Raw genomic sequence first — 12,992 nt, forward strand, 5'->3', positions numbered from 1 at the left:
CTTCTCGGGACGCGTCCGAAAGACTCGGTATGCGCCCGGGTGGGGGATGACCGGCACCGGGCCGTCCTGCCCGCCCTCACGTCCGGGAGGTTCGAGCCCGCACGAGGCGGGTCGACGGGAGGCCGACTACCGGGATCCACGCCCCCGTACCGCAACGGCGCGGCCGGCGGACTCGGTCGACAGGTCTTTCACTGTGCAAGGGGCTGGGATGCCAGCCCCACACACAACAGAGACCGATGACGCCACTTTTGCGCCATAGGTCCCGGTGTTTGTGCGTTGGACGTTCCGGACACCATACGTCCGCTAGGGCGCCTGTTGGGAGGCGTGAGAGAACGCTCACACTCGCTCAGGGAACCGTTTAGATCTGTGCGCGCCACCACATCCGCACCCCGCGCCGGCGGGCCGAGACGCGCGAGCGGGCGCGGGAAAGCCGGCTGTCGCCCATCCGTGCAGGTCCACCCCTCGCTGTCGGTACATCGGACTACCATCGGCGCATGACCCGTGTACTGCTCGCCGAGGATGACGCGTCCATCTCGGAGCCGCTCGCCCGCGCCCTGCGCCGCGAGGGTTACGACGTCGAGGTGCGTGAGGACGGCCCGACGGCGCTCGACGCCGGTCTCCAGGGCAACATCGACCTCGTGGTCCTGGACCTGGGACTGCCCGGTATGGACGGTCTGGAGGTCTGCCGCCGGCTGCGCAACGAAGGCCACTCCTTCCCGATCCTGGTGCTGACCGCCCGGGCCGACGAGGTGGACACCGTCGTCGGCCTCGACGCCGGCGCGGACGACTACGTCACCAAGCCCTTCCGGCTCGCCGAGTTGCTCGCCCGGGTCCGGGCCCTGCTCCGGCGCGGCTCCACCGCCGAGCCCCAGCAGCCGCCGGCCACCCACGGCGTGCGGATCGACGTCGAGTCGCACCGCGCCTGGATGGGCGACGAGGAACTCCAGCTCACGGCCAAGGAGTTCGACCTGCTGCGGGTGCTGGTGCGGGACGCCGGCCGGGTCGTCACCCGCGACCAGCTGATGCGCGAGGTCTGGGACACCACCTGGTGGTCGTCGACCAAGACGCTGGACATGCACATCTCCTGGCTCCGCAAGAAGCTCGGGGACGACGCCGCCAACCCCCGGTACATCGCCACCGTCCGCGGCGTCGGCTTCCGCTTCGAAAAGAGCTAGGGGCCCGTGCGCCGCCGACTGATCAACTCCACGCTGGCCGTGGTGCTCGTCGTCATCGCCGTCTTCGGCGTCTCCCTGGTGATCGTCGAGACCCGTACGATCCAGTCCGGCGCGCAGGAGAGCGTGGCGTCCGAGGCCGTCCGGCTGGTCGGGATAGTGGAGAGCCGGCTGGGCAGCGGCGAGAAGATCACTCCGCAGATCCTCTCGGAGCAGATCACCGCGCACCGCCACGCCGTCATCAAGGTGCCCGGCAAGCCGAGGATGGAGATCGGGCCGCGGCCGACCGGCGACGTGATCGAGTCGCATGTGACCGGCGACCGCGGCGAGGCCGTCACGGTCCAGGAGTCCCGCTCCACGGTCAGCGCGGAGATCGGCCGGACCCTGCTGGAGGTCGTGGCCGTCTCCCTGCTGGCGATCCTGGCGGCCGTGGTGCTCGCCGTCCGCCAGGCCCGCCGGCTCACCGCCCCGCTCACCGACCTCGCCGAGACCGCCGAGCGGCTCGGCTCCGGCGACCCCCGGCCCCGCCACCGCCGCTACGGCGTCCAGGAGCTCGACCGGGTCGCCGACGTCCTCGACGCCAGCGCCGAGCGGATCGCCCGGATGCTCACCGCCGAGCGGCGGCTGGCCGCCGACGCCTCCCACCAGCTGCGCACCCCGCTGACCGCGCTCTCCATGCGGCTGGAGGAGATCACCCTCACCGACGACCCGGACACCGTGAAGGAAGAGGCCACCATCGCGCTGGCCCAGGTGGAGCGGCTGACGGACGTGGTGCAGCGGCTGCTGACCAACTCCCGCGACCCGCGCACCGGTTCCGCGGTCGCCTTCGACCTCGACGAGGTGGTCAAGCAGCAGATCGAGGAGTGGCGCCCGGCCTACCGCAGCGCCGGCCGGGCCATCGTCCGCTCCGGGAAGAAGGGGCTGCGGGCCGTCGGCACCCCCGGCGCGGTCGCCCAGGTGGTCGCCACCCTGATCGAGAACTCCCTGATGCACGGCGCCGGCACGGTCGCCCTGCGCACCCGCGTCACCGGCAACCAAGCCGTCGTCGAGGTCACCGACGCCGGCCGCGGCGTCCCCCCGGACCTCGGCTCACGGGTCTTCGAACGGACCGTCTCCGGCCGCAACTCCACCGGCCTCGGGCTCGCCGTCGCCCGCGATCTGGCCGAGGCGGACGGCGGCCGCCTGGAGCTCCTCCAGCAGCATCCGCCGGTCTTCGCGCTGTTCCTGGCCCGGGAGGGCGAGCTCACCGGGGAGTGAGCGCGGACGCGCCAGGGCCGGTGGTCTGTGGTCGCCTTCCCGTCTGCCTCGCGGCCGCCCGTCGGGCGACGACGGGAAGGTGCCGGCCGGCGCTACTTGCGGACCGTGCCGCTCGGCAGCCGCGAGCCGTCCGCCAGGAACGACTCGGCGGTCTCCACCGCCTCCCTGGCGGGCAGCCCCCGGAAGACCCAGGTGCGGTAGGACCAGAAGCGGAAGAGCGTGGCGATCCCGATGCCGACGAACTTGAAGACGTTGCTCTGCAGCGGGGCGTCCCAGCCGAACCCGTAGGTCGCGGTGTAGAGGACGCCGTTCTCGATGATCAGGCCGACCACGCTGAACAGCAGGAACAGCGTCAGCTCGCGGGTCCGGCCGTGCTTGTCGCGCTCCCGGTAGGCGAAGTAGCGGTAGCCGACGTAGTTGGTGAGGGTGGCCACCACCGTCGCCACGATGCTCGCCCGGACGACGGGTATCTCGGTCAGGTGCCGGACGAGGTTGAAGACCGCGAGGTTCACCACGACCCCCGCGCCGCCGACGGCACCGAACTTCACGACTTCCCGAGTGAGCGCCTCCAGCCGGGACCGCAGCGCGCTCCGTTCACTCATGGTGATCGTTCAGCTCCCGTGGTGGGCGGGCCGGCGGACCGGCAGGGCCCCCTCATGCTAACCACGCCGTCCACACCGCGGTGTCCGGGCGGCCCGCCCGGCGCACCCGCGCAGGAAAGCGGCCGCGGCCGACCGTCAGCCCACCGTGATCCGGAAGTTCAGCGCCCGGGCCCCCGGCTCGTACTCCGCGCCCGTCGCGCACCGCCGGCAGCGCAGCAACCGCAGGTCGGTGCGGCCCGGGTGGACGGCCCGGAAGCCCAGCGCGCGGGAGCCGCGGTCGGGCGGCGGCCCGCCGGCGCGTGCGTCCGGTGCGGCCTTCCGCCACGCCTCGAGGGCGCCGGGGGACCCCCCTGCGGCGGGCCGCAGAACGTCCGGATCCGGACGGGGGGCGGCGATGATCCAGTGCCGGCCGTCGCCGGGGTCGTCGGGGACCTCGATGGTGAAGCGGTCGCCGGCGGAGACCGCGATCTCGGTGTCGTCCGGGCCGTAGACCTCCGGGCCGACCACCTGGCTGAGCACCGAGTACAGGGCGATCAGCAGGGCGGTGACGGCCACGGCGGTCACCAGCGCCCGGGAGTTCCTCGTTATGCCGCCGCTCTCCATGCGGCCTCCCCCTATCGCCGGCCGGAGCCGGCACCTCACCGTGGTTGTGGACCCCCACGACCGGCCTCGAACGCCTGCCTGGGGCGATCCTCCAAGCGGGGTCGGGTGCGCGACAGCCGGGCGGCTACCCTGGGGGCGTGACGTTCCCGGTAGTCGGCATGGTCGGCGGCGGTCAGCTCGCCCGTATGACCCACGAGGCGGGTATCCCCCTCGGCATCAAGTTCAAGCTCCTCAGTGACACCCCGCAGGACTCGGCGGCCCAGGTGGTCAGCGATGTCGTCATCGGCGACTACCGCGATCTGGACACGCTGCGCGCCTTCGCCCGCGGCTGCGATGTGCTCACCTTCGATCACGAGCACGTGCCCACCGCGCACTTGCGGGCGTTGGAGGCCGAGGGCATTCCCATCCGGCCCGGCGCCGACGCGCTGGTGCACGCCCAGGACAAGGGCGTGATGCGGGCGAAGCTGGACGCCATCGGTGCGCCCTGCCCGCGCCACCGCATCGTCGCGGACCCGGCCGACGTGGCGCGCTTCGCCGCGGAGGTCAGCGGGGGCGGCGCGCAGGGCCCCGATGAGGAACGGTGGCCGGACGACGGGTCGGGCAAGGGCTTCCCGGTGATCCTCAAGACCGTTCGCGGCGGCTACGACGGCAAGGGCGTCTGGTTCGTGCGATCCGCCGAGGAGGCGGCCGAGCCGTTCCGTGCCGGTGTGCCGGTCCTGGCGGAGGAGAAGGTCCCCTTCGTCCGCGAGCTGGCCGCCAACGTGGTCCGTTCCCCGCACGGCCAGGCCGTCGCCTACCCGGTCGTGGAGTCCGTCCAGGTCGACGGCGTCTGCGACACCGTGATCGCCCCGGCTCCCGACCTCTCCGAGGAGCTGTCCACCCGCGCCCAGCAGCTCGCCCTGCGGATCGCCGACGAACTCGGCGTCGTCGGCCACCTCGCCGTCGAGCTCTTCGAGGTCCGCGACGCCGACGGCGCCCCCGCCATCCTCGTCAACGAGCTGGCGATGCGCCCGCACAACTCCGGTCACTGGACCCAGGACGGCGCGATCACCTCGCAGTTCGCCAACCACGTCCGCGCCGTCCTCGACCTCCCGCTCGGCGACCCGCGCCCGCGCGCCCCCTGGACGGTGATGGCCAACGTCCTCGGCGGTGACTACCCGGACATGTATGCGGCGTACCTCCATTGCATGGCCCGTGATCCGCAGTTGAAGATTCACATGTACGGCAAGGACGTGAAGCCGGGCCGCAAGGTCGGGCACGTCAACACCTACGGCGACGATCTGGCGGACGTGCGTGAGCGCGCCGCGCACGCCGCCGGCTACCTGCGAGGAACGATCACGGAATGACTGCCCACCCGTCGCCCGACCGCCACCCCTCGACGAGCGCTGACGCGCGCCCCTCCGACGCCCCCGTCGTCGGCATCGTCATGGGCTCCGACTCCGACTGGCCCGTCATGGAAGCCGCCGCCCAGGCCCTGGACGAGTTCGAGATCGGCTACGAGGTCGACGTGGTCTCGGCCCACCGCATGCCGCACGAGATGATCGCGTACGGCGAGCAGGCGGCCGGCCGCGGCCTGAAGGCGATCATCGCCGGCGCCGGGGGAGCCGCCCACCTCCCGGGCATGCTCGCCTCCGTCACCCCGCTCCCCGTCATCGGCGTCCCCGTCCCGCTGAAGTACCTCGACGGCATGGACTCCCTGCTGTCCATCGTCCAGATGCCGGCCGGGGTCCCGGTCGCCACCGTCTCCGTCGGCGGCGCCCGCAACGCCGGACTGCTCGCCGCCCGGATGCTCGCCGCGCACGACCCCGAACTCCTCTCCCGGATGCGGGAGTTCCAGCACGAGCTGAACCACCAGGCCACCGAGAAGGGCAAGCGGCTGCGCAACAAGGTCGCGGGCTCCGCGGGCTTCGGCTTCGGGGGTGGCAAGTGACCGCCGCCCTGGACGCCGCGCGGGAACTGCTCGCCGACTGGCCGGTCGTCGACGGCCACAACGACCTCCCCTGGGCGCTGCGCGAGCAGGTCCGCTACGACCTCGACCGGCGCGACGTCGCCACCGACCAGAGCGCCCACCTGCACACCGACATCCCCCGGCTGCGGAACGGCGGGGTCGGCGCGCAGTTCTGGTCGGTGTACGTACGCTCCGACTACGCCGGCGACCACGCCGTCAGCGCCACCCTGGAACAGATCGACGCCGTACGGCAGTTGACCACGCGATACGCAGCCGATCTACGTCTTGCGACCACCGCCGACGACATGGAGGCCGCCCGCGCCGAGGGCCGGATCGCCTCCCTCATGGGCGCCGAGGGCGGCCACTCGATCAACAACTCGCTGGCCACCCTGCGGGCCTTCCACGCCCTGGGCGTCCGCTACATGACGCTCACCCACAACGACAACAACGACTGGGCGGACTCGGCCACCGACGAACCGCGCCACCACGGCCTGTCGGCCTTCGGTGAGGAAGTCGTCCGCGAGATGAACCGCTGCGGGATGCTCGTCGACCTCTCGCACGTCTCGCCCGACACCATGCGCGACGCCCTCCGGGTCAGCACCGCCCCGGTGGTCTTCTCGCACTCCTCGGCCCGCGCGGTCTGCGACCACCCGCGCAACATCCCGGACGACGTGCTGGCCCAACTGCCCGCCAACGGCGGCGTCGCGATGGCCACCTTCGTCCCGAAGTTCGTGCTGCCCGCGGCCGGTGAGTGGACCCTGCGCGCCGACGAGAACATGCGCGCCCACGGCCTGCACCACCTCGACACCACCGAGAAGGGCATGGCGGTCCAGCGCGCCTTCGAGGAGGCCAACCCGCGCCCGGTGGCCACCGCCGCCACGGTCGCCGACCACCTCGACCACATGCGCGAGGTCGCCGGCATCGACCACGTCGGCATCGGCGGCGACTTCGACGGCACGGCCTTCACGCCGGTGGACCTCGCGGACGTCGCGAGCTACCCGACGCTCGTGGCCGAGCTGCTGTCCCGCAAGTGGTCGCCCGCCGACCTCGCCAAGCTCACCTGGCAGAACGCGGTCCGCGTGCTCCGCGCGGCGGAGTCCGTCGCCCACGAGGGGGCCCGGAGGGCCCCGTCCAACGCGACGATCGACTGAGCCTCGCGATTGATCGAGCCTCGCGTCTTCGGCTGCCCCGCCGCGGGGGTTTCTCGCTGTTGCGCCTGCGGCGCGGGTCCGCTGCGCGGGGCTGACTTGTCCGCTGCGCGGGGCTGTTGGGTGCGGTGGCGGGGCTGCGGGGCTGGGGGTGTCCGGACTGCTGCGCTTTACGTCCGGACACCCCCAGCCCCGCAGCCCCGCCCCCTCCCGTTGTGGGTGGGAAAACCCTCGCGGCAGCCAAGGCGAGTGGTCTTCTGACGGTCACCACTCAGTCCACAAACTCGCGCCGTCCCACTGGGAGTTGGTCCCACTCGCCTGTTTCACCGACCACATACGGGAGGGGACGGGTCTGTGGGGCGGTAGGGGTGTGGCGGGCGTTAATCCGAGCAGTGCGGGGCACCCCTACCGCCCCACAGACCCGGCACCGCACCCGACAACGCCCCGCGCAGCAGATAGGCACCGCACCCGACAACGCCCCGCGCAGCGGATAGGCACCGCACCCGACAACGCCCCGCGCAGCGGACAGGCAACGCAACGCGCAGCGGACCCGCGCCGCAGGCGCGAAAAACAGCAACCCGCACGGCGGGAAACCCAGCAACGTGGGAAACAGCCGGCCGCAGGCTTACGCGACGGGGCGACCCAGCGCCCGATACGTCCACCCCGCCTTGCGCCACACCGCAGGATCCAACGCGTTGCGGCCGTCGAGGACGCGGCGCTCGCAGGCCACCTCGGCCAGCTCCGCGGGGTCCAGTTCGCGGAACTCGCGCCACTCGGTCAGGTGCAGGACGACATGCGCGCCGCGCACCGCTTCCAGGGCGCTGTCCGCGTAGCCCAGGGTCGGGAAGACCCGCTGCGCGTTGGCCATGCCCTTCGGGTCGTAGACGGTGACCTGGGCGCCCTGGAGGTGGATCTGGCCGGCGACGTTGAGCGCGGGGGAGTCGCGGACGTCGTCCGAGTCCGGCTTGAAGGTGGCGCCGAGGACGGCGACCCGGGTCCCGAGGAAGGTGCCGCCGACCGCCTCGCGGGCCAGCTCGACCATGTGGGCGCGGCGCCGCATGTTGATCGAGTCGACCTCGCGGAGGAACGTCAGCGCCTGGTCGGCGCCGAGCTCGCCGGCGCGCGCCATGAACGCCCGGATGTCCTTGGGCAGGCAGCCGCCGCCGAAGCCGATCCCGGCCCGCAGGAACTTCTTGCCGATCCGCTCGTCGTGGCCGATGGCCTCGGCCAGCTTCACCACGTCGCCGTCGGCGGCCTCGCAGACCTCGGCCATGGCGTTGATGAACGAGATCTTGGTGGCCAGGAAGGAGTTGGCGGAGGTCTTCACCAGCTCGGCGGTGGGGTAGTCCGTGACGACGAACGGCGAGCCCTCGGCGAGCGGCGTCGCGTACACCTCGCGCAGCAGCGTCTCGGCCCGCTCGCTCATGACGCCGACCACGATGCGGTCCGGGTGCAGGGTGTCCTGGACGGCGAGCCCCTCGCGCAGGAACTCCGGGTTCCAGGCCAGCTCGGCGTCGGTGCCAGCGGGCGCGGCGGCCGTCAGCCGCTGCGCGAGCCGGGCCGCGCTGCCGACCGGCACCGTCGACTTGCCGACCACCAGCGCCGGCCGGGTCAGATGCGGTGCCAGCGCGTCGAAGGCGGCCTCGACGTACGACATGTCGCAGGCGTACTCGCCGTGCTTCTGCGGGGTGTTCACGCAGACGAAGTGGATGTCGCCGAAGGCGCCGACCTCCTCGTAGGAGGTGGTGAAGCGCAGGCGGCCGGTGGAGCCCTCGATGCCGGCGACGTGCCGGCGCAGCAGTTCCTCAAGGCCCGGCTCGTACATCGGGACCTCGCCCCGGCGGAGCATCTCGATCTTCTCCGGCTGCACGTCCAGACCGAGCACCTCGAAGCCCAGCTCTGCCATCGCGGCAGCGTGGGTGGCACCGAGGTAGCCGGTGCCGATCACGGTGATCTTGAGGGCCATTGGGGCTCCAGACGTCTGGCGGAAAGTGGTGCTGACCGAGCATATCCGCGCACGGAACGCCCCCTTCCCGCCCGCCGTACCCCCCTGGGGGGACTGTCGGCAACCTCACCTATCCGCGGCCCGGTATCCGCCCTAGAATCCTTTCCCAGTAAGGGTTACTTAACGGTAGTTAGCACTGCCGGAAACCTCACAGGGGAGTGAGAGACCTTGGCGGGAACCGCTGATTTCGATCTGTACCGGCCGTCCGAGGAGCACGACATGCTCCGCGAGTCGGTGCGCTCGCTCGCCGAGGCGAAGATCGCGCCGTTCGCCGCCGCGGTGGACGAGGAGGCCCGCTTCCCGCAGGAGGCGCTGGACGCGCTGGTCGCAAACGACCTGCACGCCGTGCACGTGCCGGAGTCCTACGGCGGCGCCGGCGCCGACGCGCTGGCGACCGTGATCGTCATCGAGGAGGTCGCCCGGGTCTGCGCCTCGTCGTCCCTGATTCCGGCGGTCAACAAGCTCGGTTCGCTCCCGGTGATCCTCTCCGGCAGCGAGGAGCTGAAGAAGAAGTACCTGGCGCCGCTCGCCAAGGGCGACGCGATGTTCTCGTACTGCCTGAGCGAGCCGGACGCCGGCTCCGACGCCGCGGGGATGAAGACCAAGGCGGTCCGCGACGGCGACCACTACGTCCTCAACGGCGTGAAGCGGTGGATCACCAACGCGGGCGTCAGCGAGTACTACACCGTCATGGCGGTCACCGACCCGGAGAAGCGGTCCAAGGGCATATCGGCGTTCGTCGTCGAGAAGGGCGACGAGGGCGTCTCCTTCGGCGCCCCGGAGAAGAAGCTCGGCATCAAGGGCTCCCCGACCCGGGAGGTCTACCTGGACAACGTCCGCATCCCCGCCGACCGCATGATCGGCGCGGAGGGCACCGGCTTCGCCACCGCCATGAAGACCCTGGACCACACCCGCATCACCATCGCGGCCCAGGCGCTCGGCATCGCCCAGGGCGCGCTGGACTACGCCAAGGGCTACGTCCAGGAGCGCAAGCAGTTCGGCAAGCCGATCGGCGACTTCCAGGGCGTCCAGTTCATGCTCGCCGACATGGCGATGAAGCTGGAGGCGGCCCGCCAGCTCACCTACGCAGCGGCGGCCCGCTCCGAGCGCGTCTCGGCCGGCGCCAAGGGCGAGGACCTGACCTTCTTCGGCGCCGCCGCCAAGTGCTACGCCTCGGACGCGGCGATGGAGATCACCACCGACGCCGTCCAGCTGCTCGGCGGCTACGGCTACACCCGCGACTACCCGCTGGAGCGGATGATGCGGGACGCCAAGATCACCCAGATCTACGAGGGCACCAACCAGGTGCAGCGGATCGTGATGGCGCGCAACCTGCCGTAAGGCGGAGCCGCAGCACGGCAGGGGCCCCGAACCGCAGCCGCGGTCGGGGCCCCTGCCGTGCTCTGCCCGATCAGTTGTCGCTGGAGACGGTGACCGGCTCGTCGTTGTTGAGCTGCTGGACGAGCTGCTTGAGCTTGGCCTGGTCCCAGAGCAGGTTGCCGTGGGTGCTCCCGGAGATCGGCATGTTCATCGACTTGCCGTCGCCGCTGGTGACGCCCTTCATCGCGAAGAACATCTGGCCCAGGTCCCACAGGCCCATGTCCTTGTCCACCTTCAGCGTGTCCAGGCCGGCGCCCAGCGTCGGGTAGAGCGCGAAGGGGTTGAGGATCGTGCCCGGCGTGGCGGCCTGCTTGGCGACGGCGGCCAGGAACTTCTGCTGGTTCTTGGTGCGCTGGAGGTCCTGGGTGGCGAAGGCGTGCCGGGTGCGTACGAAGGCCAGCGCCTGGGCGCCGGTGAGGGTCTGCTTGCCGGCCTTGAAGTCGGCGCCGGAGTCCTTGTCCTTGAAGGCCTGCGGGATGTCCATCTCCACCCCGCCGAGCGCGTCGACGATGTTGGCGAAGCCGGCGAACCCGATCTCGACGTAGTGGTCGATGTGCAGGTGGGTGTTGTACTCGACGGTCCGCACCAGCAGGGCCGGGCCGTCCTCGGCGTAGGCCGCGTTCAGCTTGGTGTGCCGCCCGGTCGCCGGGTACTTCTTGCCGGAGGTCGAGCCGACGTACGAGGGTATTTCGACGTTGGAGTCGCGCGGCAGGGATATCAGCGTCGGGCCGTTGCTGCCGTCGTGCAGGATCAGCATCGAGTCGGTGCGCCCGCCGTCGGTGGGGCCGCCGGTGTGCAGCTGCTTCTTCATCTCGTCGGTCATGCCCTCGCGGCTGTCCGTGCCGACGATGAGGTAGTTGGTGCCGTCGCCGGTCGCCGGGCGGTCGATGACCTTGCTCAGGTCCACCTCGCGGCGCAGCTTGCCGTCCGCCCAGAAGTAGGTGCCGATCGAGGTCGCCAGCACCACCACGACCAGGGTGATCAGGGCCCACTTGATGCGGCGGCCCCAGCGGGGGCGCGGCCGGGAGCCGTACCCGCCGTCATGGCCGTCGTCGCCGCGGCCGCCGCCACCGCCGTAGACCTGCCCGGTGTTGTAACCGCTGTCGTAGCCGTCGTAGTCGTGGTGGCCCCGGGACTGCTGGGGTGGCACCCCCGCGCCGCCCCGCGGGAACGGGGGCTCGTTCCGCGGGTAGCCGGGGCCCGCGTCGCGCCGTACGTGGGGCATGGCGCGCATGCCCTCCGGCTCGGTGCTGCCGCTGCCGCGTCCGTACCGGTTCGGGTCTCCGGACCGTCCTTGGGGCCACTCATTCATAGGGGGAAGTGTGCATGCCGAAGGAGGCCGCTCCATAGGGCGGGGGCGAGATCGGGCCCCGGCTGTTGCAGAGCTGATGCAAAGCGACCGAGCGCTACCGGCCCATACCGCAAGGGGGCCGACGATTCCGGCGCGTCGATCGGAAGGCTTCATTCCGGTTGGTTTCCGGCGCGGACGAGGAGAGACATCTCACGGCCCGGTGAGACCGGGGTCACGCCGCCGGAGTCCCCGCTCCGTACGGTCCCGTACGGAAGCGGCTTACGCTGTTCTGCATGACCGACCTCGCCACCACCAGCCCGGAGGACGGCCCTGCGGGCAAGCCCACCTCCGTCTCCCGCACCACGCTGTCGCACATCATGACCGCGGCCGACACCAACCTCCTCGGGACGGTGCACGGCGGCGTGATCATGAAACTGGTCGACGATGCCGCGGGCGCGGTCGCGGGCCGGCACTCCGGCGGCCCGGCGGTGACCGCGTCCATGGACGAGATGGCGTTCCTGGAGCCGGTGCGGGTCGGGGACCTCGTCCACGTCAAGGCCCAGGTGAACTGGACCGGCCGCTCCTCGATGGAGGTCGGCGTCCGGGTCCTGGCCGAGCGCTGGAACGAGTCCACCCCCGCCCAGCAGGTCGGCTCCGCCTACCTCGTCTTCGCCGCCGTCGACGAGCACGGCAAGCCCCGCCCGGTGCCGCCGGTCATTCCCGAGACCGGGCGCGACAAGCGGCGCTACCAGGAGGCCCAGATCCGCCGGACGCACCGGCTGGCCCGCCGCCGCGCCATCAAGGAACTGCGCGAGCGCCGCGCCGCCGAGGGACTCGACGACGCCTGACCGGCCGCCCGCCCGCTGCTCTACCGCCGGGGGGGGGGGGGGGCCGCGGGGGGGGGGGGCCCCCCCCCCCCCCCCCCGCGGCCGGGGGCGCCCCCCCCCCCCCCCCCCCCCCCCCCCCCCCCCCCCCCCCCCGCGCGGGCGGCGCGCGGGGCGGCGGGGGCGCGGCCCCCCCGGGGGCCCGCCCCCCCCCGCGGGGTCCCCCCCCCCGCCGCCGCCAGCTTCGCCAGCAGCGCCAGCGCCGCGCCGACCACGGTCCCCGCCGCCGCGCACAGCACATCGTCGATGTCGGCCACCCGGCCCGCCCGCATCAGCAGCTGCCCCGTCTCGACGGCGACGCTCAGCCCCACCCCGAACAGGAACGCACCGGCCGCCGACCACCGGGGCGCCGCGAACCGCAGCAGCACCGGCACCGGGACGAACAGCGCGACGCCCGCGATCTGGCGCCGCACGGCCATCGCCACCTCGCCCGGCTCCAACGGGGCGCCCAGCTCCAGGCGCCCGCCGCCCGGCCGCCACCAGAACGTCGCGTCGCCGGACCCGATCGGCTGGGTGGGGGCGAGCGTGACCACCAGCACCAGCAGCAGCCAGGCCGCCAGCAGCGCGCGGGCCGCGGTCTGCGGGGTGCGCCGGTGCGGGGCCCGCGCCGACCACAGCGCCAGGCCCAGGGCCAGCGCCAGCGCCCCGAGGAGGAAGAGCGTCACCGTGGTGGGGGTGACCGCCAGGACGACCTGCCACATG

12 protein-coding genes are annotated in these 12,992 nt (G+C 72.2%); 7 read left to right on the forward strand and 5 right to left on the reverse strand.

What is annotated here, in order from left to right:
• The first annotated feature begins 494 nt into the window (after positions 1-494).
• Positions 495-1,175 (forward strand): response regulator transcription factor, encoded by a 681-nt coding sequence (locus tag ACIQE0_RS34850; protein ID WP_016575659.1) that lies wholly within the window; start codon positions 495-497, stop codon positions 1,173-1,175.
• Positions 1,176-1,181: 6 nt separating this feature from the next.
• Positions 1,182-2,429, forward strand: a complete 1,248-nt coding sequence (locus ACIQE0_RS34855) for an ATP-binding protein (protein ID WP_366338548.1) — start codon at positions 1,182-1,184, stop codon at positions 2,427-2,429.
• A 92-nt stretch (positions 2,430-2,521) separates the two neighbouring features.
• On the opposite strand, the gene ACIQE0_RS34860 is transcribed toward ACIQE0_RS34855, so the two are convergent.
• Positions 2,522-3,031: a GtrA family protein gene (locus ACIQE0_RS34860; protein WP_402339459.1), complete on the reverse strand. Its 510-nt coding sequence runs from the start codon at positions 3,029-3,031 to the stop codon at positions 2,522-2,524.
• Positions 3,032-3,166: 135 nt separating this feature from the next.
• Positions 3,167-3,634: a hypothetical protein gene (locus tag ACIQE0_RS34865; RefSeq protein WP_402339462.1), complete on the reverse strand. Its 468-nt coding sequence runs from the start codon at positions 3,632-3,634 to the stop codon at positions 3,167-3,169.
• 137 nt (positions 3,635-3,771) lie between these two features.
• Between ACIQE0_RS34865 and ACIQE0_RS34870 the strand changes: the two genes are divergently transcribed.
• The 3 genes from ACIQE0_RS34870 to ACIQE0_RS34880 are packed head-to-tail and all read left to right on the forward strand — an operon-like array spanning position 3,772 to position 6,733.
• The gene (locus ACIQE0_RS34870; protein WP_366338554.1) at positions 3,772-4,980 is read left to right on the forward strand and encodes a 5-(carboxyamino)imidazole ribonucleotide synthase; all 1,209 of its coding nucleotides are present in this window, start codon (positions 3,772-3,774) and stop codon (positions 4,978-4,980) included.
• Positions 4,977-5,564: a 5-(carboxyamino)imidazole ribonucleotide mutase gene (purE, locus tag ACIQE0_RS34875; protein WP_366338556.1), complete on the forward strand. Its 588-nt coding sequence runs from the start codon at positions 4,977-4,979 to the stop codon at positions 5,562-5,564. The genes ACIQE0_RS34870 and purE overlap by 4 nt, the downstream gene beginning before the upstream one ends.
• The gene (locus ACIQE0_RS34880; protein ID WP_402339466.1) at positions 5,561-6,733 is read left to right on the forward strand and encodes a dipeptidase; all 1,173 of its coding nucleotides are present in this window, start codon (positions 5,561-5,563) and stop codon (positions 6,731-6,733) included. The genes purE and ACIQE0_RS34880 overlap by 4 nt, the downstream gene beginning before the upstream one ends.
• A 622-nt stretch (positions 6,734-7,355) precedes the next feature.
• Here the strand turns inward: ACIQE0_RS34880 and ACIQE0_RS34885 are convergent.
• Positions 7,356-8,696, reverse strand: a complete 1,341-nt coding sequence (locus tag ACIQE0_RS34885) for a UDP-glucose dehydrogenase family protein (RefSeq protein ID WP_402339469.1) — start codon at positions 8,694-8,696, stop codon at positions 7,356-7,358.
• A gap of 207 nt (positions 8,697-8,903) precedes the next feature.
• On the opposite strand from ACIQE0_RS34885, the gene ACIQE0_RS34890 reads away from it, so the two are divergent.
• Complete coding sequence (locus tag ACIQE0_RS34890) at positions 8,904-10,076, forward strand: acyl-CoA dehydrogenase (protein WP_366338699.1); 1,173 nt, start codon at positions 8,904-8,906, stop codon at positions 10,074-10,076.
• A gap of 70 nt (positions 10,077-10,146) precedes the next feature.
• Here the strand turns inward: ACIQE0_RS34890 and ACIQE0_RS34895 are convergent, their stop codons facing one another.
• Positions 10,147-11,427 carry an LCP family protein gene (locus tag ACIQE0_RS34895; RefSeq protein ID WP_402339473.1) on the reverse strand — a complete coding sequence of 427 codons (1,281 nt, stop codon included), beginning with the start codon at positions 11,425-11,427 and terminating at the stop codon, positions 10,147-10,149.
• 272 nt (positions 11,428-11,699) lie between these two features.
• On the opposite strand from ACIQE0_RS34895, the gene ACIQE0_RS34900 reads away from it, so the two are divergent.
• A complete protein-coding gene (locus ACIQE0_RS34900) occupies positions 11,700-12,254 on the forward strand; it encodes an acyl-CoA thioesterase (protein WP_366338695.1) in 555 nt (184 codons plus the stop codon).
• 20 nt (positions 12,255-12,274) lie between these two features.
• Here the strand turns inward: ACIQE0_RS34900 and ACIQE0_RS34905 are convergent, their stop codons facing one another.
• Positions 12,275-12,991, reverse strand: a complete 717-nt coding sequence (locus ACIQE0_RS34905) for a VanZ family protein (protein ID WP_402339476.1) — start codon at positions 12,989-12,991, stop codon at positions 12,275-12,277.
• Position 12,992 lies beyond the last annotated feature (1 nt).

This window comes from Streptomyces sp. NPDC093097 (assembly GCF_044754325.1).
Taxonomy (GTDB): domain Bacteria; phylum Actinomycetota; class Actinomycetes; order Streptomycetales; family Streptomycetaceae; genus Streptomyces.